Below are 18907 nucleotides of genomic sequence, written 5' to 3'. Positions count from 1 at the left end.
GCCCTGGGGCTGCTTTGCAGCCCTTTCGCGACACAAGGCCGCTCCTACAGGGTTACGCGGTAGTTTGTAGGAGCGGCCTTGTGTCGCGAAAGGGGCGCAAAGCGCCCCCAAACTCAATTCTCCCGGCTGTACATCCTGCATTCAGCCAACAACGCCAACAGGTTCGGCTCCCGCTCCCGCGCCTTCAAAAACACCACCCCAATATGCTGCTGCAACCGATACCTCTGCTGCAGCGCTATCAACTTCACCCGGTTCTCGTACACCGCCGCAATCCGCCCGGGCAACAGCGCAAACCCCACCCCCGAACTGACCATGCTGAGCAAGGTGAAGATGTCGTTGACCTGCATCGCCACCTTCGGCTCGAACCCCGCCTGCTGGAACACCTGCGCACCATCACGGTGGGTGGCAAAACCCTGGGTCAGGGTAATGAAGGTGGAATCGGCCAGGTCCGCCAGGTCCACTTCCTGCTGGCCGGCAAACGGCGAATCGGTGGGCACGGCGAGGAAGATGTCGTCGCAGAACAGCGCCAGCTGCTCGCAGGCAGGGTCGGCCACGCTCTCGTCCAGCGACACCAGGATCGCTTCCAGCTCGTGGTTCTTCAGGCGCTGCAGCAGCTCGACGTTCGAGCCCAGGGTCAGGTCGATGTTCAGCTCGCTGCGCCGCAGCTTCAGGCCCATCACCAGTTTCGGCACGGTCTTCACGGTCAGCGAATACAGCGCGCCCAGGCGGAAACGCTCGGCGTAGAAGCCTGCGGCCTCGCGGGTCTGGCGCACCATCTGCTCGGCGTCCTGGATCAGCTGGCGGGCCTTTTTCTCCAGCACGTAGGCGCTTTCCAGCGGGATCAGCTGGCGGCCTTCGTGCTTGAACAGCGGGCAGCGCAGGGCGCTTTCCAGGGAGTGGATGGCCCGGTGCACGCTGACCGCGCTGGTGGACAGCTCGGCGGCGGCGCGGCCGAGGTTGCCGCTGCGCATGAAGGCGAGGAAGGTCTGGAGCTTTTTCAGGGTCAGTTCTTCGTCGATCAGCATGGCGGGGCCCTGAAATGGAGGTGGCGCAGATCATGCCATAACCGAGGCCCTCAAGGGCCCTGTGGGAGCCGGCTTGCCGGCGATAGGGCCACCCCGATGTCCGGCTCACCCCGAAGGGTGATGGCCGCCCCCGCCAACCCATGCAAGAATTCCCCCCATAACAACCCCGGCATGGGACCACGACAATGAGCAAAGACCGGCTGAAATCGCCCGACTGGTACGCGCAGATGGCGCGTGTCATCGACGCCCAGGGCGCGCCGGGCTTCGTCGAGGCGCTGTTCGCCGCGCTCAAGCTGCTTGCCCCGTGCCAGGCCATCACCGTGTTCCTCTACCCGCGCAAGGGCCTGCCCTCGGCGCTGTTCGTCAAGGACGAAGATGGCCCATGGCTGCCGGAAGGCAACGTGCAGCGCTACCTCGAAGGCTACTACCTGCTGTGCCCGTTCTACCGCGCCTGCATGGACGGCGTGCCCGCCGGTTGCTACCGGCTGAGCGACGTGGCCCCCGACCACTTCAAGCGCAGCGAGTACTTCCTGGCCTTCTACCAGCACGCGCACATGGAAGATGAGCCGAACTTCATCGTGCCGCTGGACGAGGACCTGACCATCGCCGTGTCGCTGGCCAGCACCCAGCGCCTGAGCCGCCAGCAGGTCAACGACCTCAAATGCGTGGCGCCCTGGGTCGCGGCCGTGGTGCGCCGGCAATGGGGCCACCTGGACATCGACGCGCTCGGCGGGCGCTTCGAGAGCGCCCTGGGCCGGCAGATCAACGCGGCGCTGAATAATTTCGGCTCCTCGCTGCTGACCGAGCGCGAGTGCCGCATCGCCCAGTACCTGCTGCGCGGCCACTCGACCCGCTCGCTGGCCGAGCGCCTGGGCATCAGCGAAGACACGGTCAAGACCCACCGCAAGAACCTCTACACCAAGCTGGACATCGCCAAGCAGTCCGAACTGTTCTCGCTGTTCATCGACTCCCTGGCCCAGGCCCAGGAAGGCTTGAGCAAGGACCCGCTGGAAAGCTACCTGCGAAGGCGCTGACGCCCGCGCGACACCTCATACGAACGACAAAACCGGCCGCCCGTGCGGCCGCAAGGGAGACCTGCGTGCATACGAAAAGCGATTGGCAGCAGCGCGCTGCTGGGCAAAGCTTCATCACCTCGGCGCTGATCGACGGCCGCCCGCTGTCGGCGCGCTCCGGGCAAACCTTTGCCGCCATCAACCCGGCCACCCAGCAGCTGCTGGCCCAGGTGGCCGCCTGCGGCGAGGCGGAAATCGACCAGGCCGTGCGCTCGGCGCGCCGCGCCTTCGAACAAGGCCCCTGGGCGCGCATGGCGCCCTCGGCACGCAAGCAGGTGCTGCTGCGCCTGGCCGAGCTGATGATGGCCCACCGCGAGGAGCTGGCCCTGCTCGACTCGTTGAACATGGGCAAGCCGGTGATGGACGCCTACAACATCGACGTGCCGGGCGCCGCCAACGTGTTCGCCTGGTACGGCGAGGCGCTGGACAAGGTCTACGACCAGGTCGCCCCGACCGCAGCCAACGCCCTGGCCACCATCACCCGTGAAGCGCTGGGGGTGATCGGCGCCGTGGTGCCCTGGAACTTCCCGCTGGACATGGCCGCCTGGAAAGTCGCCCCGGCCCTGGCCGCCGGCAACAGCGTGGTGCTAAAACCCGCCGAGCAGTCGCCGTTCTCGGCCTTGCGCCTGGCCCAACTGGCCCTCGAAGCCGGCTTGCCGGAAGGCGTGCTGAACGTGGTGCCGGGCCTTGGCGAAAGCGCCGGCCGCGCCCTGGGCCTGCACCCGGATGTGGACTGCCTGGTGTTCACCGGCTCCACCCAGGTGGGCAAGTACTTCATGCAGTACTCGGCCCAGTCCAACCTCAAGCAGGTGTGGCTGGAGTGCGGCGGCAAGAGCCCGAACCTGGTGTTCGACGACTGCCAGGACCTGGACCTGGCCGCCGAGAAGGCCGCCTTCGGCATCTTCTTCAACCAGGGCGAAGTGTGCTCGGCCAACTCGCGGCTGTATGTGCAGCGTTCTATCCACGACGAGTTCGTCGAGCGCCTGCTGGCCAAGGCCCGCAACTGGCTGCCGGGCGACCCGCTGGACCCTGCCAGCCGCGCCGGCGCCATCGTCGACAGCGCCCAGAGCGCCCGCATCATGGCCGCCATCGAGCAGGGCCAGGGCGAAGGCGCGCGCCTGCTGTGCGGCGGCCAGCGCCTGAGCTTCAACGGCTCGGACAACTTCATCGCCCCGACCGTGTTCAGCGACGTGCGCCCGGACTCGGCCCTGGCCCGCGAGGAAATCTTCGGCCCGGTGCTGGCGATCACCGCCTTCGACGACGAGGCCCAGGCCGTGCGCCTGGCCAACGACAGCGTCTACGGCCTGGCCGCTTCGGTGTGGAGCGATGACCTCAACCGCGCCCACCGCGTGGCCCGCCAGCTCAAGGCCGGCACCGTGTCGGTGAACACGGTCGATGCCCTGGACGTGGCCGTGCCCTTCGGCGGCGGCCGCCAGTCCGGCTTTGGCCGCGACCTGTCGCTGCATGCTTTCGACAAGTACACCCAACTCAAGACCACCTGGTTCCAGCTGCGCTGACCGACATCACGGAGAACGACCATGAACGCACCTTTCCAGCCGCAACGCGACACCCGCGATTACCAGGCCAGCGACGCCGCCCACCACATCCACGCGTTCCTCGACCAGAAGGCGCTCAACGCCGAAGGCCCGCGCGTCATCACCCGCGGTGAAGGCCTGTACCTGTGGGACAACGACGGGCGCCGCTACCTGGACGGCATGTCCGGCCTGTGGTGCACCCAGCTCGGTTACGGGCGCAAGGACCTGACCGCCGCCGCTGCCGCGCAGATGGACCAGCTGGCCTACTACAACATGTTCTTCCACACCACCCACCCGGCGGTGATCGAGTTGTCCGAGCTGCTGTTCAGCCTGCTGCCGGGCCACTACAGCCACGCCATCTACACCAACTCCGGTTCCGAGGCCAACGAGGTGCTGATCCGCACCGTGCGCCGCTACTGGCAGGTGGTCGGGCAGCCGAGCAAGAAGATCATGATCGGCCGCTGGAACGGCTACCACGGCTCGACCCTGGCCGCCACGGCCCTGGGCGGCATGAAGTTCATGCACGAAATGGGCGGGATGATCCCCGACGTTGCCCACATCGACGAACCGTACTGGTACGCCGAGGGCGGTGAGCTGAGCCCGGCCGAATTCGGCCGCCGCTGCGCACTGCAGCTGGAAGAGAAGATCCTCGAGCTGGGTGCCGAGAACGTCGCAGGCTTCGTTGCCGAGCCGTTCCAGGGCGCGGGCGGCATGATCTTCCCGCCAGAGAGCTACTGGCCGGAAATCCAGCGCATCTGCCGCCAGTACGACGTGCTGCTGTGCGCCGACGAAGTGATCGGTGGCTTTGGCCGCACCGGCGAATGGTTCGCCCACGAGTACTTCGGCTTCGAGCCCGACACCCTGTCGATCGCCAAGGGCTTGACCTCGGGCTACGTGCCGATGGGCGGCCTGGTGCTGAGCAAGCGCATCGCCGAGGCGCTGGTGGAGCGGGGCGGCGTGTTCGCCCACGGCCTGACCTATTCCGGCCACCCGGTGGCGGCGGCGGTGGCCATTGCCAACCTCAAGGCGCTGCGTGACGAGGGCATCGTGCGCCAGGTCAAGGACGACACCGGGCCGTACCTGCAGCGCATCCTGCGCGAGACGTTCGCCAATCACCCGTTGATCGGCCAGGTGCAGGGCGCGGGGCTGGTGGCGGCGTTGCAGTTCGCCGAAGACAAGGGCAGCCGCAAGCGGTATGCCAACGAGAACGACCTGGCGTGGCAGTGCCGCACCTATGGCTTCGAGGAGGGGGTGATCATTCGTTCGACCCTGGGGCGGATGATCATGGCGCCGGCGCTGGTGGCCACGCGCAGCGAGCTGGATGAGCTGGTGGAGAAGACCCGCATCGCGGTGGACCGCACTGCGCGCGGGTTGGGGATTCTCTGAGGCTGTGACAGGGGCCGCGTTGCGGCCCTATCGCCGGCAAGCCGGCTCCCACAGATACTTGTGGGAGCCGGCTTGCCGGCGATAGGGCCCATGCGGGCCCACCCTCAATGCGGCGCGCGGGGGATGGTCTTGAGCAGGTCTTCCGGGCTGATGTGCCCCACCACCTGCGCCACTGCGCTGCCCGGCGTCGGCAGGTCGATGATGTGGCCCTTCATCTTGCCGATCACATGCATCTCGCACGGCTTGCAGTCGAACTTCAGGGTCAGCACCTCATCGCCCTGGATCAGCTGCATCGGCGCCACCTTGGTGCGCACGCCGGTCACGCCCTTGGCCTGTTTCGGGCACAGGTTGAAGGAAAAACGCAGGCAGTGCTTGGTGATCATCACCGGCACTTCACCGTGTTCCTCGTGGGCCTCGTAGGCCGCATCGATCAACTGCACGCCATGGCGGTGGTAGAAGTCGCGGGCCTTCTGGTTGTAGACGTTGGCCAGGAACGACAGGTGCGACTCGGGGTACACCGGCGCCGGCGTGGTCTCGGCCTTGCGCGCACCGCGCGGGTGGGCCTTGATGCGCGCTTCGGTCAGCGCCTCGATGGCTTCGCGGCGCAGGGCCTTGAGCTGCGAGTTGGGGATGAAGTACGCCTGCGGCGCGTCCAGCACGATGGCGTTGGCGTGGTACATGGTGGTACCCAGCTGGCCGAGCAGGTCATGCAACTGGTCCAGCGCCTGCTGCGGCTTGTTGGCGGCGCCGAACGGGCCGTCCAGTGCCACCTGCACGCTCACCCCTTCCTCGCTGCACACGCTGAGCATCAGCCGTTGTTCGGTCAGCACCGCATGCCACTCCACGCCCACCCGGCGCTCGGCCGAGGTGCGCTGCAGCGCTTGCTGCCAGTTGTGGTCGAGGTTGCGCGACAGCGGATGGTTGGGGCGCAGCTTGTGCAGGCCTTCGGGCATCTCGTTGGGCTCGACCCGGTAGCGGTAGCGCTTCTGGCCGTCTTCCTCGAACTCGCCACGCGGCTCGGCGATGTTGGCCCGGAAGCCCACCACTTCGCGCTTGACCAGCACGTTGAGGCCATCGCCGTTGGTCAACGGCACCTCGGTGACTACTTGCATGTCGCGCTTGCCGACCTTTTCCACCACACCCACCGGCAGCCCGGTGAAGGTTGGCGAGTCGAAGGCGCCGATATCGACCTTGCGGTCGGTGACGAAGTAGTCGGTGCTGCCGCGGTGGAAGGTCTTGTCCGGGTCGGGCAGGAAGAAGTGCTCGGTACGGCCGCTGGAGGCGCGGGCCAGCTCCGGGCGGCCTTCGAGGATGGCGTCGAGCTCTTTGCGGTAGTGGGCGGTGATGTTCTTCACATAGCCCATGTCCTTGTAGCGGCCCTCGATCTTGAACGAGCGCACGCCAGCGTCGACCAGGTCGCTGAGGTTGGCGGTCTGGTTGTTGTCCTTCATCGATAGCAGGTGCTTCTCGAACGCCACCACGCGGCCCTGGTCGTCCTTGAGGGTGTACGGCAGGCGGCAGGCCTGGGAGCAGTCGCCACGGTTGGCGCTGCGCCCGGTCTGGGCGTGGGAGATGTTGCACTGGCCGGAGAAGGCCACGCACAGCGCACCGTGAATGAAGAACTCGATGGCCGCATCGGTTTCGGCGGCGATGGCGCGGATCTGCTGCAGGTTCAGCTCGCGCGCCAGCACCAGCTGGGAGAAGCCGGCCTGGTCGAGGAACTTGGCCCGCTCCAGGGTGCGGATGTCGGTCTGGGTGCTGGCGTGCAGCTCGATGGGCGGGATATCCAGCTCCATCACCCCCAGGTCCTGCACGATCAGCGCATCGACGCCTGCGTCGTAGAGCTGGTGGATCAGCTTGCGCGCCGGCTCCAGCTCGTTGTCGTGGAGGATGGTGTTGATGGTGGTGAACACCCGCGCATGGTAGCGGCGGGCGAACTCGACCAGTTCGGCGATTTCGCCCACCTCGTTGCAGGCGTTGTGGCGCGCGCCGAAGCTCGGGCCACCGATGTAGATGGCGTCGGCGCCGTGCAGGATCGCTTCGCGGGCGATGGCCACGTCACGGGCAGGGCTGAGCAGTTCCAGGTGATTCTTTGGAAGGGACATGTCGTTATAGGTTCGGGCTGTCACGGTTTAGGGCGGCATTGTAGCGGTGAAATGCCTGGCTGGCACCTTTAGCTGCCGGGAGGCGGGGCCATGGCCGCTGGCGCGGGCCTGTCATCAAATGGGATGGCGTTGTCGCGCGATGCGACGCAGCCGCCGCGCCCTGGGCATACATTGGCTTGAGCGCCATGCCACCCGCTGGCAGGCAACGCCAATCAAGGAGATGCCCATGCAGTTTTTCGACGATTCCCTGCACCCGGACACCATGGAGAAAGTGGTGATCACGGTCGCCCCCTATGCGCCCCAGTGGATGCCCGACGACTTCCCCGAAGACATCCCGCTGACCATGGACCAGCACGTGCAGGCCGCCGTGGACTGCTATGAAGCGGGCGCCACGGTGCTCCACCTGCACGTGCGCGAGCTCGATGGCAAGGGCTCCAAGCGCCTGTCCAAGTTCAACGAGCTGATCGCCGGGGTGCGCGAAGCGGTGCCGGACATGATCATCCAGGTCGGCGGCTCGATCTCCTTCGCCCCGGAAGGCGAGGGCGCCGAGGCGCTGTGGCTGTCCGACGACACCCGGCACATGCTGGCCGAGCTGATGCCCAAGCCTGACCAGGTGACGGTGGCGATCAACACCATCCAGATGAACATCACCGAGTTGCTGTACGCCGATGGCATCGAAGGCACCTCGCTGCTCGATCCGGCCACCCACGCCGCCTACAGCGAAATGACCGTGCCCGCCGGCCCAAGCTGGGTCGCCGAGCACCTCAAGCGCCTGCAGGCCAGCGGCATCCAGCCGCACTTCCAGCTCACCGGCATCCACGCCTATGAAACCCTCGAGCGCCTGGTGCGCAAAGGCATCTACAAAGGCCCGCTGAACCTGACCTGGATCGGCATCGGCGGCGGTTTCGATGGCCCCAACCCGATGAACTTGATGAACTTCGTCAACCGTGTGCCGGACCGGTGTACCCTCACCGCCGAATCGCTGCTCAGGAACGTGCTGCCGCTGAACACCATCGCCCTGGCCATGGGCCTGCACCCGCGGCTGGGCAATGAGGACACCATCATCGACCAGCACGGCAAGCGCTTCTCGTCGGTGGAGCAGGTGCGCCAGACGGTGCGCATCGCCCACGAGTTGGGGCGTGAGATCGCGAGTGGCAAGGAGGCGCGGGGTATCTACCGGATTGGTGAGCAGTACGGGTCCGTCGAAGAGACGTTGCAGGCCAATGGCATGGCGCCGAACCGCCGGCCGGGACAGAAGGGGGTGCCGCAGCGCGGCTGATGGCCTCATCGCCGGCAAGCCGGCTCCCACAAGTGCCCCGCAATGCCGGGGGCCTGCGAAGTACCTGTGGGAGCCGGCTTGCCGGCGATAGGGCCGGTAAAAGCAACACAGATTTTGGCAAACGTTAATAAAAACAACAGCAACCAAGCCAGATACCCAAGGAGGCACCGTGGCCTTTCACCCCACTACCACCCACGACGAAATCGACACTTCAATCGGCATCCCGCGCCGCTACGCCTGGGCCGTGTTCGCCCTGACCTTCGGCCTGCTGATTTCCGACTACATGTCGCGCCAGGTGCTCAACGCCGTGTTCCCCATCCTCAAGGGCGAATGGGCCCTGAGCGACGGTCAGCTGGGCCTGCTCAGCGGCATCGTTGCGTTGATGGTGGGCCTATTGACCATCCCCTTGTCGATGCTCGCCGACCGCTTCGGCCGGGTCAAAAGCCTGACGTTGATGGCGCTGCTGTGGAGCCTGGCCACCCTGGGCTGCGCCCTGGCCGAGAACTACCAGGAGATGCTGCTCGCCCGCTTCATGGTCGGCGTCGGCGAGGCGGCCTATGGCAGTGTCGGCATCGCCGTGGTGGTGTCGGTGTTCCCGCGCAGCATGCGCGCCACCCTAGCCAGCGCGTTCATGGCCGGGGCCATGTTCGGCTCGGTGCTGGGCATCTCCATCGGTGGGGTGGTGGCGGCGAAGCTGGGCTGGCGCTGGTCGTTCGCCAGCATGGCGCTGTTCGGCCTGCTGCTGGCAGCGCTGTTCCCGCTGGTGGTCAAGGAAGCGAAGATCGCCCCGCAGCGCCTGGCCTCGGCAGCGAACAAGGCCCAGGCAGCGGTGCGCCAGCCGCTGCGCACCTTGTACAGCACCCGCTCGGTGCTCGCCGCCTACCTGGCCAGCGGCCTGCAGACCTTCGTCGCCGGCAGCATGATCGTGTGGATGCCCAGCTACTTCAACCGCTACTACGCCATGGGCGAGGGCCAGGCCGGGGCGCTGGCGGGGGTGATGGTGCTGTGCTGCGGCGCCGGGGCGATCCTCTGCGGCATGCTCAGCGACCGCCTGTGCCGGCAGTCGGCACTGCGCAAGATCGAGATCTCCATGGTGTTCTGCCTGGGCAGCTGCCTGCTGATGTCGCTGGCCCTGATCCAGGCCGCAGGGCCGCTGCAGCTGACGCTGATCGGCCTGGCCATGCTCATGGTCACCGGCATCAACGGCCCGACCATCGCCACCATCGCCAACCTGACCCACTACAAGGTGCATGGCACCGCGTTCGCGGCCCTGACCCTGGTCAACAACATGGTAGGCCTGGCGCCGGGGCCGTTCCTCACCGGCCGGGTTTCCGACGTGATCGGCCTGCACGGGGCGTTTCAGCTGGTGCCGATGATGAGCATCGCGGCCGCGGCGGTGTTCTTCTATATCCGCTGCCATTACCTGGACGACATCGCCCGCGTGCAGCGGGCCCAGGCCGAACCGGCCGCGGCCAAGCCCCTGATGCGGGCATCGTCATGATCTGACATCGGCCAGCCCGGCGCCTCGCTGGGCGTTGCGCCAGGCGGCGGGCGGCATGTCGAACTGGGAAATGAACCAGCGGGTGAACGAGTTGGGCATCGAGTAGCCAAGCATGTCGGCGATCTGCCCCAGGGAATAACCCGGGTTCTTCAGGTAGCGCACCACCAGGTCGCGGCGCACGCTGGCGACCAGCGCGCTGAAGCTCACCCCTTGCTCATCCAGGCGCCGCTGCAGGGTACGCACGTTCATGCCCTGGCTGTGGGCGATCTGTGCCAGGGTCGCGCGGCCCATGGGCAGCAGCAGGTAGATGGCCTTGCGCACTTCGCCCGCCACCGAAGCGTCGTGCTTGCCCAGCAGCGAATCCATGTAGCGCTGCGCATGCCGGGCCATGGCCGCATTGGCCAGGGGCATGCTCGCGTCCAGGCTCGCGGCCGGGCAGAGCAGGCCGTTGAACTCGCAGCCGAACTCGACCTTGCAGCCGAAGATGCGCCGATGCACGCCAAGGTCGGCCGGGGCGTCATGGGCGAAGCACACCTTCAGCGGTTGCCAGTGGCTGCCCAGCAGCGCGGCGCAGAAGCGGTGCAGCACGGCGATCGCCAGCTCCATCGACTGGCGGTTGTGGGTGCCCAGGTCGGTCACCAGCTCTTCACGGATGATCACCGTGCTGCCCACTTGCTCGATGTGGATCGCCAGCGACTCGTTGATCTGCAGGCGGTAATCCACGATCACCTGCAGCGCATCGCGCAGGGTGGGCTGGTGGCTGAGCAGCAGGCTCACCTCGCCGAAATCGGCCAGGTCGCGGCGCTCGGCCATGCGCAGGCCGAGGGTGTCGCAACCGCTCAGGTGCGCCGATTTTTCCAGCAGGGTGATACTGGCGCTGGCCGGTATGCGTTGGCTGGGGTCGCTGAGCAGGGCCGGGCTCAAGCCCACCTCGCCAAGCAGCGAGGCGGCGTTGAGCTTCAGGTGGCGAGCGACATCCAGGTAATGGGCCAGAACCGCAGTGCGAGCATGTACGGGCATGGTGGGGCGACTTCCCTGTGGGTGATGAGGCGTGCTCGGTGCTGCGGCGCTGGGCGCCGCAGCATCAGCCGGGCGTTACTGGTTCAGCTCACGCAAGCTGGTCATGTCGATCACGAAACGGTACTTCACGTCATTGTGCTGCAGGCGTTCGAAGGCCTGGTTGATGTCCTGGATCGCGATCATCTCGCAGCTGGGCAGCACCTGGTGCTCGGCGCAGAACGCCAGCAGCTCCTGGATCGCCTGGATGCCGCCGATCAGCGAGCCGGCCAGGGTGCGGTTGTTGCGGATCAGCAAGCCGCCGTGGATCGGCTCCAGTGGCTCGATCGCCCCCACCAGCACCATCACCCCCTCACGGCCGAGCAGCATCAGGTAGGGGTTGACGTCGTGCCGGCTGGGGATGGTGTCGATGATGAAGGCAAAGGCATTGGCCGCCGCGGCCATGGCCGCGCTGTCACGCGACAGCAGCACATGCTCGGCGCCCAGCGCGCGGGCATCCTCGGCCTTGCCCGGCGAGCTGGTGATGACCGTGACCTCGGCACCCAGCGCCACGCCCAGCTTCACCGCCAGGTGGCCAAGCCCGCCGAGGCCCACCACCGCCATTTTCGTGCCCTTGCCGACGTTGTAGCGGCGCATCGGGTTCCACACGGTGATGCCGGCACACAGCAGCGGCGCGGCGTAGCGCGGGTCGAGGCGCTGGGGCATGCGCAGCACGAACTGCTCGCGCACCACGATGTGCTCGGCGTAGCCGCCGTAGGTGGTATCGCCTGTGTGGCGGTCCTTGCCGTTGTAGGTCGGCGTCGGCCCGTGGGCGCAGAGTTGCTCCTGGTGGTCGTGGCATGGCGCGCACTGCATGCAGCTGTCGACCTGGCAGCCGACCGCCACCGGGTCGCCGACCTTGAAGCGGCTGACGCCACTGCCGACGGCGGTGACGTGGCCGACGATCTCGTGGCCGGGGACGATGGGGTAGAGCGTGTTGTTCCAGTCGTTGTGCACCTGGTGCGCGTCGGAGTGGCAGACGCCGCAGTAGGCGATGGCGATCGCCACGTCATCGGCGCGCAGCGCGCGCCGCTCGAAACGAAACGGGGTCAGGGGCGAGTGGGCGTCGTGGGCGGCGTAGCCCAGGCAAGTGGTCATGGTCGAATCCTTGTGCAAGGCCAGGAACAACCCCCGGCAAGGGCCGGGGGAGGGCATTCAGATCGAGGGGCGCAGCCAGGGCGCCGGGGAGGTTTCGGGCGAGGCGATCTGGTTGACGATCCACTTGCCCATGCGCCGCAGCGGCTCGATGGAGTCCTGCGGGCCGGCCCATTTCAGGCCTGCCGCGTATCCCAGCGAAACGATGCGCTGGGCGCCGTACAGCGGCAGGATGTCCTTGAGCTCGTCCTTGATGCTTTCCGGGTACACGCCCACGGTCTGGGTGTAGGCGTCCACTGCGTCCATCATTTCAGTCAGCGTGTCGACCGGCACCAGGTTGGCGGTGCGGTCGTCCAGGCGCGGGGCGAACGACACGGCGTCGGCGGTCTGCGAGCAGATCACCGCGCCTTCGCCATCCTGGCCGCCGATCACCTGGTACCACTCGTCCTCCAGGCGCAGGGCGTCGACTTCGGCCTTGAGCGCCGGGTCGTAGCGCTTGGGCACGGTGCTCAAGGTGTTGGGCAGGGTCTGCATGGCGTCGTAGACGTAGCGGCCAAAGGTGTTGAGCTTGGCAAGGCCGGCGTCGTCGGTGCCGCTCTGCACGTAGATCACCCGGGCGCACACGCAGGCCTTCTGGTTCAGTGCGCCGATGTCGCTGGCCAGGCGCACGGCGGCTTCACGCATGCTCGCCTCGTTGTCGAAGGCGGCCTTGCCGATGATGCTGGCGCTGCGCTTGGGGTCCAGGGAAATCAGCTCCAGGCCCGGCTGCACGTAGCGGGTCACGTGCTTCATGGCGTTGTAGCCGCCCCAGGCGACGATCTTTTCCAGGTTCTGCGGCTGGTACAGGCGCTCTTCGAAGGCCTGGTCGCCGCCTTTCCAGTAGGCCACGCTCAGGTGCCGGGTCAGCGGGTGGTCGGGCGCCATGTCGACCATGGTGCGGGCGATGGCCAGGGCGGTGAACGGGTCGTTGGACGGCGCCTTGATGATCGCGTCGCTGCGCAGCACCATGTTGCGCAGGATGGTCAGCAGCGACAGCCCGGTGGCGTTGCCGGCGACGATGTGCAGGGTGCGCGCGCCGAAGCAGCGCACGTCCAGTTCGGTGCCATCGAGCAGGCGCTGCTTGACCCAGCCTTCCAGGTACTTGATGCCCACCGCGTTCTCCACCTGCTCGGTGACCGAGGCGCGGGTGAGCAGGTGGCGCAGGCCCATATAGCTGCCCTTGACCATGCTCGGGGTCACCGGCGCGGTCAGGTACGACAGCTCGCAGGCTTCCTGCAGGAACGGGTTGCGGTCGAACTCCAGGCGCTCGCCCAGGGCCTCGCAGTAGTCGAGGATGTCGTCGAAGCTCAGGCTGTACAGGTCGGCCAGCTTGGCCGGATTGCCCAGTGGCAGCTGGTCGAGGTACTGGTGCGCGTCCGGGGTCTGGAAGATCAGGTCGCCACCGCGCCCGCCCACGTCGATCAGGTTGTCGGTGATGACCTTGCCGCGGATGATCATCGGTGCAATCGGTTTGTTCATGGGCTCAGCCCTCCAGGGTGTTGAGAAAGTCCATCGCCTGGCGATGGGAGTCTTCGGTTGCCGCGCAGGTGATCTTGTCGTCGCCGCCGTTGAGGTCGCTGTAGCGCTGGATCGGCCCGACCACGTAGCGGCTCGGCCGGCCGCAGCGGCATGGTTGGTCCCACTCCACGGTGATTTCGTCGCCGGTGATGAAGCCGCCCCAGCGGAACTCGGCGCCCAGGTCGAAAAACGCCGCGCGCCCGGTGACGCGGCCCTGGCGCGGCAGCGGCTTGCTGGTGTCGGGGTCGAGCTGGAAGGGGATCACCGTGGGGGCGAAGTGGAAATGGCCGGCCTCGCAGCGCGCATGGGCGCCGCCGACCACCTCGGACATGGCGTAGGACTCGTTCAAGGTGCGCGCCCCGGTGAAGCGCAGCACGTCCTCGCGCCAGCCCTCAGGCTGCACCACGCCCTTGCCGCCCCCGGCGGTGTGCACGAACGAATCGGGGTGGAACACGCCTTCCAGGCCCCGTTCAAGGCCCGCCTTGGCCATGCTGTGCAGCAGGTTCCAGGTGGCGCCGATGTACACCCGCTGGCCCTTGAGCTGGGTTGCCATGTGGTCGAAGAAGGCCGCCAGGTGCTGGGGCATTTCGGCCTGCAACTGGTCGAAGGCCTTCTTCTTTTCAAGCAGCTGCGGGCTGATCACCAGGCGGTCGAGGGTGCCTTTGGATTGCGCGGCGCGCAGCTTGGCGCCCAGGTGCAGCACGTCGGTGCTGAGGGTGGTGGGGTAGGCGGCATGGAAGTGCGATTCGCTCGGCAGCAGCGCCGGGATCATCACCGCGTGCACCCGCACATGGCTCAGGTAGCCCTTGCGGTAGTAGGGGTAGATGGTGTGCAGGTTGGGTTGCGGGGTGTCGGGGTCGTCCATGTTCCACACCACCATCTTGCGCAGCTGGGCGAACTTGTCCCATTCGTGCACGCCCTGGGGCAGGAACGACAAGGTGCCGGAGGTGCCCGAGGTGTGGCTGATGCGCAGCTGCGGCACGCCTTCGTCCATGGTCTGGAACCAGTCATCCAGCCCCTGGCAATCGCTGACGTTGACCGCCGCGATGGCCTCGGCGACCTCAGGCGTCACCAGCTTGCCCAGCCATTTGTTGATCTGCGCGTAGCTGCGTTTTTCCAGCAGCGAAGGCGGGTAGGACTTGTACACGGTGTGCTCGAACAGCAGCGGTACCACGTCGTCGAGCTGGTCGATGCGCTCCACGCCCTGGGCATCGGCGAGTTTCTTCAGGACCGGGATGCGCTGGCGCAGGGCGGCGAAGCGCTGCTTGAGGCCGCTGAGCTGCAAGGCGTCGATCTCGGCGCGGGGCAGGTGGTTCCAGGCGTGCTGGGAGTAGTTGACCAACGCTGCCGGATCGTTCAGCAACAGCTGGGTTTTTTGTTCTATCGACAGGGGGGCAGTGGGCATGTTCAGGCTCGCTGTTCGACTCATGGGATCCGGCCGGGCCGGAGAGAAGGTGCGGCCCAAACATAGCAATGGCGAGTGTCGATTTGTTCCGGATTCCGGGTGTCGAGATGCGGGTCTAAGGCATTGAAAATAAAGATAAAAAGCCAGCATCGAAAAGACTGCTCGTGGCCCATTCCGGATTCGTTTTCAGCCTGCCGGGCAAAGGCGAAAGCCGGCTTAGACTGAGCCTCGCCCACTCATTTCAATGAGTGCGCAGCTGGCCCATTCCGAGCGCAATTCGAGAGGCTTTCATGTTGAAAATGCTATTTCAGACCACGCCTTCACTGATCATCGAGCGCGGTGCTTCGGCACGGCTTGCCGAGCATGTGCGGGCCAAGGGGTGCAAGTCGGTGTTGCTGGTGACCGATGCGGGGGTTGTCGGGGCGAGGTTGCTGGATGCGCTGCTCGCCGGGCTGCAAGACGCGGGGATCGCCGTGCAGGTATTCGACCAGGTGCAGGCCGACCCGCCGGAACCGGTGATCCTGGCGGCGGTGGCGGCCGCCAGGGCCTGTGGCGCCGATTGCGTGGTCGGGGTGGGCGGTGGCAGTTCGCTGGATGCCGCCAAGCTCGCTGCGCTGTTGGCCTGCAGCGGCGAGCCGTTGAGCCAGGTGTATGGCATCAACCAGGCCAAGGGGCCGCGCCTGCCGCTGATCCTGCTGCCGACCACGGCCGGCACCGGTTCGGAAGTGACCTCGGTGTCGGTGGTGACCACTGCCGGCGGCGAGAAGAACGTGGTCTATTCGCCCTTGCTGTTCCCCGACCTGGCCGTGCTCGACGCCGAGCTCACCCTCGGCCTGCCGGCCCCGGTCACGGCCGCGACCGGGATCGATGCCATGGTCCATGCCATCGAAGCCTTCACCACCCGCAATCTGAAGAACCCGCTGTCCGACTGCCTGGCCCGCGAGGCGCTGCGGTTGCTGGCTGGCAGCCTGTTCCAGGCCTGCCGCCGGGGTGACGATGTGCAGGCCCGCGAGCAGATGCTGCTGGGCGCCTGCCTGGCCGGCATGGCCTTTGCAAACGCCCCGGTGGCGGCGGTGCATGCGCTGGCCTATCCGCTCGGCGCCCGCTTCCACATCCCCCACGGGCTGTCCAATGCGCTGGTGCTGGGGCCGGTGATGCGTTTCAACCTGCCGGTGGTGGCGCCGCTGTACGCACAGCTGGCCGATATCGTGATGCCTGGGTTGCGTGGCAGTGAGGTTGACAAGGCCACGGCGCTGGCCGACTACCTGGGCGGCCTGGCTGGCGAGCTGGGCCTGGCCACGCGGCTGAGCGAGCTGGGCATCGCCGAGGCCGACCTCGAGGCGCTGGCCCAGGATGCGATCAAGCAGCAGCGCCTGCTGGGCAACAACCCGCGTGAACTGCATCTTGCCGATGTGCGGGCGATCTACAGGGAAATCCTGTGAGCAAGCCGGCGCGGCCCAGCCGCGAGGCCTTCCGCCATTTCACCCAGGTGCCCACGCGTTTTGGCGACAACGACGCCTACGGGCATGTGAACAACGTGGCGTACTACGGCTACTGCGAAACGGCGATCACCACCTTCCTGGTCGAGCAGGGCACCCTGGACATCGCCAGCAGCCCGGTGATCGGGCTGATCGTCAATTCCGGCTGCAGCTACTTCGCGCCGCTGGGTTTCCCCGACCGGGTCGAGGTGGGCATGAAGATCGCACACCTGGGCAACAGCAGTGCGCGTTACGAGCTGGCGCTGTTTCGCAACCACGAGCCGCTGGCGGCTGCGGCGGCCCACGTGGTCTACGTGTACGTCGAGCGCGCCAGTAACCGCGCGGTGCCGATCCCGGGCCCGGTGCGTGACAAGCTGGCCCTGCTGCTCGACTGATCGCATACTCCGGGTGCTGCCCGCCGGTTTGCCAAGGTGGCGCTGGGCAGCATTGTGGAGAGACGACAGATGATCAAGGCAGACAAGCCGGGCGTGCAGGTGGCGATCCCGGCGCAGCCGCGCAAGGAGCCGCGCCAGGCACGCTCGGTGGCGCTGGTCACGGCGCTCAAGCAGGCCGGCCGGCAGATACTCGAAAGCGAAGGGCGCGAAGCCTTGAGCGCGCTGCGCCTGGCGGAAGATTCAGGGGTGGCGATCAGCTCGATCTACGAATATTTCCCGACCATGGAGTCGCTGATCGCGGCGGTGTTCGATGATTACCGCAGCGAGGCACGGCGCGGGTTGTACGCAGACATCATGGCGCTACCCGCCGGCACCACCCTGCTCGATGGCATCTTGCTGGCGTTGCGCGCCGTGCTCGCCGCGCACCACAAGAAAACCCTCTATGACCCAGCGTTCAGCGTGCGCTCCACCCACTACGACGAGCTGGTGCGCCTGGATGTGGTCAAGGCCAAGCAGATATGGAGCGCCACCGCCAGCTCGGCGCTGATGCAGCGCTTTGCCGATGAAATCCGCGTCAAGGACCGGGCCAAGGCCGAGTTCCTGGTGTACCAGACCTGGTCGGCGCTGCCGCGGGCCATGCTGCTGGAGCGCCCTGGCTACCTGACCGACCCGGACACCCCGCAACTGCTGGCGCGCATGCTGCATGCCATGCTTACCCAGTGAGAATGCAACCTGCGGGTGCAGCTCTGTGGGAGCGGGCTTGCCCGCGAAGCAGGCAGCGCGGTGGCTGGCACCGGCGTTGCCGGTGTTCGCGGGGCAAGCCCGCTCCCACGGGAATTGCGTCGTCTTCTGGGGGCTGGAATCAGCCTTTGGCGACCATCGCGGTCACTTGCACACGCATTTGCGGGTAGGCCGAGTCTCTGTGGGAGCGGGCTTGCCCGCGAAGCAGGCAGCGCGGTGGATGGCACCGGCTTCGCCGGTGTTCGCGGGGCAAGCCCGCTCCCACGGGAATTGCGTCGTCTTCTGGGGGCTGCAATCAGCCTTTGGCGACCATCGCTGTCACTTGCACCCGCATCTGCGGGTAGGCCGAATCTCTGTGGGAGCGGGCTTGCCCCGCGAAGCAGGCAGCGCGGTGGCTGGCACCGGCGTTGCCGGTGTTCGCGGGCAAGCCCGCTCCCACGGGGATTGCGTCAACTTCTAGGGGGCTGGAGTCAGCCTTTGGCGGCCATCGCGGCCACTTGCACACGCATTTGCGGGTAGGCCGAGTCTCTGTGGGAGCGGGCTTGCCCGCGAAGCAGGCAGCGCGGTGGATGGCACCGGCGTTGCCGGTGTTCGCGGGCAAGCCCGCTCCCACGGGGATTGCGTCAACTTCTAGGGGGCTGGACTCAGCCTTTGGCGACCATCGCGGTCACTTGCACACGCATTTGCGGGTAGGCCGAGTCTCTGTGGGAGCGGGCTGCCCCGCGAAGCAGGCAGCGCGGTGGCTGGCACCGGCGTTGCCGGTGTTCGCGGGCAAGCCCGCTCCCACTGGGATTGCGTCAACTTCTAGGGGGCTGGAGTCAGCCTTTGGCGGTCATCGCGGTCACTTGCACATGTATTTGCGGGTAGGCCGAGTCTCTGTGGGAGCGGGCTTGCCCGCGAAGCAGGCAGCGCGGTGGCTGGCACCGGCGTTGCCGGTGTTCGCGGGCAAGCCCGCTCCCACGGGGATTGCGTCAACTTCTAGGGGGCTGGAGTCAGCCTTTGGCGGTCATCGCGGTCACTTTCACACGTATTTGCGGGTAGGCCGAGTCTCTGTGGGAGCGGGCTTGCCCGCGAAACAGGCAGCGCGGTGGCTGGCACCGGCTTCGCCGGTGTTCGCGGGGCAAGCCCGCTCCCACGGGGATTGCGTCGTCTTCTGGGGGCTGCAATCAGCCTTTGGCGGCCATCGCGGTCACTTGCACATGTATTTGCGGGTAGGCCGAGTCTCTGTGGGAGCGGGCTTGCCCGCGAAACAGGCAGCGCGGTGGCTGGCACCGGC

Annotated in this window: 14 protein-coding genes; 8 read left to right on the top strand and 6 right to left on the bottom strand. The window is 66.8% G+C overall.

Annotated features, from left to right (window positions below; translation table 11 throughout):
• Positions 1 to 113 precede the first annotated feature (113 nt).
• A complete protein-coding gene (locus tag B3E94_RS11280) occupies positions 114 to 1025 on the bottom strand; it encodes a LysR family transcriptional regulator (RefSeq protein ID WP_286913559.1) in 912 nt (303 codons plus the stop codon).
• Positions 1026 to 1210: 185 nt separating this feature from the next.
• Between B3E94_RS11280 and B3E94_RS11275 the strand changes: the two genes are divergently transcribed.
• From B3E94_RS11275 to B3E94_RS11265, 3 genes are all read left to right on the top strand, one after another.
• On the top strand, positions 1211 to 2059 hold the full coding sequence (locus B3E94_RS11275) for a helix-turn-helix transcriptional regulator (RefSeq protein ID WP_286913558.1): 849 nt from the start codon (positions 1211 to 1213) through the stop codon (positions 2057 to 2059).
• 65 nt (positions 2060 to 2124) lie between these two features.
• Positions 2125 to 3615, top strand: coding sequence for an aldehyde dehydrogenase (locus tag B3E94_RS11270; RefSeq protein ID WP_286913557.1), 1491 nt, complete (start codon positions 2125 to 2127; stop codon positions 3613 to 3615).
• Between the two features lie 21 nt (positions 3616 to 3636).
• Positions 3637 to 5019 carry an aspartate aminotransferase family protein gene (locus B3E94_RS11265; protein ID WP_176510970.1) on the top strand — a complete coding sequence of 461 codons (1383 nt, stop codon included), beginning with the start codon at positions 3637 to 3639 and terminating at the stop codon, positions 5017 to 5019.
• 104 nt (positions 5020 to 5123) lie between these two features.
• On the opposite strand, the gene B3E94_RS11260 is transcribed toward B3E94_RS11265, so the two are convergent.
• Positions 5124 to 7124, bottom strand: a complete 2001-nt coding sequence (locus tag B3E94_RS11260) for a peptidase U32 family protein (RefSeq protein WP_286913555.1) — start codon at positions 7122 to 7124, stop codon at positions 5124 to 5126.
• 226 nt (positions 7125 to 7350) lie between these two features.
• Between B3E94_RS11260 and B3E94_RS11255 the strand changes: the two genes are divergently transcribed.
• Both B3E94_RS11255 and B3E94_RS11250 read left to right on the top strand, forming a co-directional pair.
• Positions 7351 to 8403, top strand: coding sequence for a 3-keto-5-aminohexanoate cleavage protein (locus B3E94_RS11255; RefSeq protein ID WP_286913554.1), 1053 nt, complete (start codon positions 7351 to 7353; stop codon positions 8401 to 8403).
• A 169-nt stretch (positions 8404 to 8572) separates the two neighbouring features.
• Positions 8573 to 9904: an MFS transporter gene (locus tag B3E94_RS11250; RefSeq protein ID WP_286913553.1), complete on the top strand. Its 1332-nt coding sequence runs from the start codon at positions 8573 to 8575 to the stop codon at positions 9902 to 9904.
• Here B3E94_RS11250 and B3E94_RS11245 read toward each other — a convergent pair.
• From B3E94_RS11245 to B3E94_RS11230, 4 genes are all read right to left on the bottom strand, one after another.
• The gene (locus tag B3E94_RS11245; RefSeq protein WP_286913552.1) at positions 9899 to 10924 is read right to left on the bottom strand and encodes an AraC family transcriptional regulator; all 1026 of its coding nucleotides are present in this window, start codon (positions 10922 to 10924) and stop codon (positions 9899 to 9901) included. The genes B3E94_RS11250 and B3E94_RS11245 overlap by 6 nt on opposite strands.
• A gap of 75 nt (positions 10925 to 10999) precedes the next feature.
• The gene (locus tag B3E94_RS11240) at positions 11000 to 12058 is read right to left on the bottom strand and encodes an NAD(P)-dependent alcohol dehydrogenase (protein WP_286913551.1); all 1059 of its coding nucleotides are present in this window, start codon (positions 12056 to 12058) and stop codon (positions 11000 to 11002) included.
• A 57-nt stretch (positions 12059 to 12115) separates the two neighbouring features.
• Positions 12116 to 13573, bottom strand: a complete 1458-nt coding sequence (locus B3E94_RS11235; protein WP_286913550.1) for an acyl-CoA reductase — start codon at positions 13571 to 13573, stop codon at positions 12116 to 12118.
• A gap of 4 nt (positions 13574 to 13577) precedes the next feature.
• On the bottom strand, positions 13578 to 15017 hold the full coding sequence (locus B3E94_RS11230) for a hypothetical protein (protein WP_286913549.1): 1440 nt from the start codon (positions 15015 to 15017) through the stop codon (positions 13578 to 13580).
• A gap of 290 nt (positions 15018 to 15307) precedes the next feature.
• On the opposite strand from B3E94_RS11230, the gene B3E94_RS11225 reads away from it, so the two are divergent.
• From B3E94_RS11225 to B3E94_RS11215, 3 genes are all read left to right on the top strand, one after another.
• Positions 15308 to 16459 (top strand): iron-containing alcohol dehydrogenase, encoded by a 1152-nt coding sequence (locus tag B3E94_RS11225; protein ID WP_286913548.1) that lies wholly within the window; start codon positions 15308 to 15310, stop codon positions 16457 to 16459.
• The gene (locus B3E94_RS11220; protein ID WP_286913547.1) at positions 16456 to 16890 is read left to right on the top strand and encodes an acyl-CoA thioesterase; all 435 of its coding nucleotides are present in this window, start codon (positions 16456 to 16458) and stop codon (positions 16888 to 16890) included. The genes B3E94_RS11225 and B3E94_RS11220 overlap by 4 nt, the downstream gene beginning before the upstream one ends.
• 69 nt (positions 16891 to 16959) lie before the next feature.
• Complete coding sequence (locus B3E94_RS11215; RefSeq protein ID WP_176510960.1) at positions 16960 to 17613, top strand: TetR/AcrR family transcriptional regulator; 654 nt, start codon at positions 16960 to 16962, stop codon at positions 17611 to 17613.
• Positions 17614 to 18907 lie beyond the last annotated feature (1294 nt).

This window comes from Pseudomonas sp. UBA6315 (genome assembly GCF_002438125.1).
In the GTDB taxonomy this organism is placed as follows: Bacteria; Pseudomonadota; Gammaproteobacteria; order Pseudomonadales; family Pseudomonadaceae; genus Aquipseudomonas; species Aquipseudomonas faucium.
Note: the sequence above shows the minus strand (reverse complement) of the source record. Positions and strands in the feature narration are given on the sequence as shown.

What these genes read in the sequence shown, in the direction of transcription:
- B3E94_RS11260 (WP_286913555.1), bottom strand. Translation starts at nt 7,124, where the DNA reads ATGTCCCTTCCAAAGAATCACCTGGAACTGCTCAGCCCTGCCCGTGAC.
- B3E94_RS11245 (WP_286913552.1), bottom strand. Translation starts at nt 10,924, where the DNA reads ATGCCCGTACATGCTCGCACTGCGGTTCTGGCCCATTACCTGGATGTC.
- B3E94_RS11280 (WP_286913559.1), bottom strand. Translation starts at nt 1,025, where the DNA reads ATGCTGATCGACGAAGAACTGACCCTGAAAAAGCTCCAGACCTTCCTC.
- B3E94_RS11215 (WP_176510960.1), top strand. Translation starts at nt 16,960, where the DNA reads ATGATCAAGGCAGACAAGCCGGGCGTGCAGGTGGCGATCCCGGCGCAG.
- B3E94_RS11240 (WP_286913551.1), bottom strand. Translation starts at nt 12,058, where the DNA reads ATGACCACTTGCCTGGGCTACGCCGCCCACGACGCCCACTCGCCCCTG.
- B3E94_RS11275 (WP_286913558.1), top strand. Translation starts at nt 1,211, where the DNA reads ATGAGCAAAGACCGGCTGAAATCGCCCGACTGGTACGCGCAGATGGCG.
- B3E94_RS11265 (WP_176510970.1), top strand. Translation starts at nt 3,637, where the DNA reads ATGAACGCACCTTTCCAGCCGCAACGCGACACCCGCGATTACCAGGCC.
- B3E94_RS11255 (WP_286913554.1), top strand. Translation starts at nt 7,351, where the DNA reads ATGCAGTTTTTCGACGATTCCCTGCACCCGGACACCATGGAGAAAGTG.
- B3E94_RS11230 (WP_286913549.1), bottom strand. Translation starts at nt 15,017, where the DNA reads ATGCCCACTGCCCCCCTGTCGATAGAACAAAAAACCCAGCTGTTGCTG.
- B3E94_RS11235 (WP_286913550.1), bottom strand. Translation starts at nt 13,573, where the DNA reads ATGAACAAACCGATTGCACCGATGATCATCCGCGGCAAGGTCATCACC.
- B3E94_RS11225 (WP_286913548.1), top strand. Translation starts at nt 15,308, where the DNA reads ATGTTGAAAATGCTATTTCAGACCACGCCTTCACTGATCATCGAGCGC.